1 protein-coding gene is annotated in these 1445 nt (G+C 63.1%); it reads left to right on the top strand.

Going from position 1 to position 1445, the window contains the following annotated elements; all coding sequences use genetic code 11:
- Nucleotides 1–83: 83 nt before the first annotated feature.
- Nucleotides 84–1436: an IS4 family transposase gene (locus ACODSP_RS28175; protein WP_488968820.1), complete on the top strand. Its 1353-nt coding sequence runs from the start codon at nucleotides 84–86 to the stop codon at nucleotides 1434–1436.
- The last annotated feature ends 9 nt before the right edge of the window (nucleotides 1437–1445 follow it).

The following is a 1445-nucleotide window of genomic DNA, read 5'->3' as shown; positions in this document are numbered from 1 at the left end:
CTACGGCATTCACAGATTTGAGTTGCGTTGCTTTGTTTGTAGTGAATCAATGGTCTGCGATCTCCCGCAGGAGGTAGCAGCCCATGTCTATTTTTGATGATGCGTTTGGCGATAAGCGGCGATCGGCAGCAATTTTGCAGCTTGAACGGTCGATGGTGGAACGGTCCTCGGTTGTTGTGCGTCAGCTTGGTGGCAGCCGTGCCGGAGAGATGTCGGCGCACCGTGTTTTGTCGTCGCCCGATGTTACGCCTGCAAAGATCCTTGGATGCCTTGGGCTGCGTACTGGTGGTGCGGTGACGGGTCGCCGGGTTGTGGTGGCGCAGGACACGACGGAGATCAATTTTCCTGGTCGCCATCGAACGAAGCTGGGGCCTGCGGGGCGCACTGGTGAAACGCCGGGCTTTTTCATCCATGCGGCGGTTGCCATTGATGCCGACGATGAGGCCGTTCTTGGGCTTGTCGATGCGACGATCTGGACGCGTGATGGCGTGGATGTCGTTCAGCGGCGAAGCCGCGGGCTGGACGATAAGGAAGCGCGGCGATGGCTGAGCGCGACCGAGGCTGCATCGATCCGGCTGGCATCGGCGCGGGAGATCGTCGTGGTCGGTGATCGCGAGAGCGACATTTACGCGCTTTTCGCCCGTCGTCCGGTTGGGACGCAGTTGGTCGTACGGGCGGCACAGAACCGGGCGTTGGCGGATGGCACACGTCTGTTCGACGCCGCCCGTCCCTGGCCGCTATTGGCCCGACAGGTAGTCCGGGTGGCTCCGCGTCGGCCCGGTGATCGCGGGCGCGATGCTGAAGTGGCGTTGCGCGGCGGCGAGGTCGCCTTGCGCCATCCTCGTCATGGCAAGCGCGAAGGGGATGCGCCGACATTGACGGTAACGCTGGTTGAAGCCGAAGAGTGCAGCCCGCCGCCCGGCGTGGAGCCGCTGCACTGGCGCCTGCTGACGACGCTGCCGGCAAACACCCCCGAAACAGCGGCCGAGATTGTCCGCTTGTACCGGCTGCGCTGGCGCATCGAACAGTGCTTCCGTATGCTCAAAAGTGATGGCTTGCGGCTGGAGGAAGCCCAGACAGTCGAGCCGCACAGGCTGTTCAATCTGGCGATGTTGGCCATGGATGCCGCCGTCCGCATCGTCCAACTGGTCGATGCCCGTGACGGAAGCCCCCGCCCGGCTGAGGATGTGGCGGACGCAACGGAAATTGCCGCCGCCGTCGCCATCGGCCCAAGGCTGGAAGGCAAGACCCCGCGCCAGAAAAATCCACACCCGCCCAAAAGCCTCGCCTGGCTCAGTTGGATCGTCGCCCGCCTGGGGGGCTGGAACTGCTACTATAAACCACCAGGGCCAAAAACCATGCGGCGAGGCTGGGATCGCCTCGCCGCTATCGCAGAAGGTCTGGCTCTCGCCTCAACGGCACTACAAAATGTGTGAATCCCGTAG

It is taken from the genome of Niveispirillum sp. FG156 (assembly GCF_057809555.1).
The sequence above is the reverse complement of the archived record's forward strand: the minus strand, read 5'-3'. Positions and strand labels throughout refer to the sequence as shown.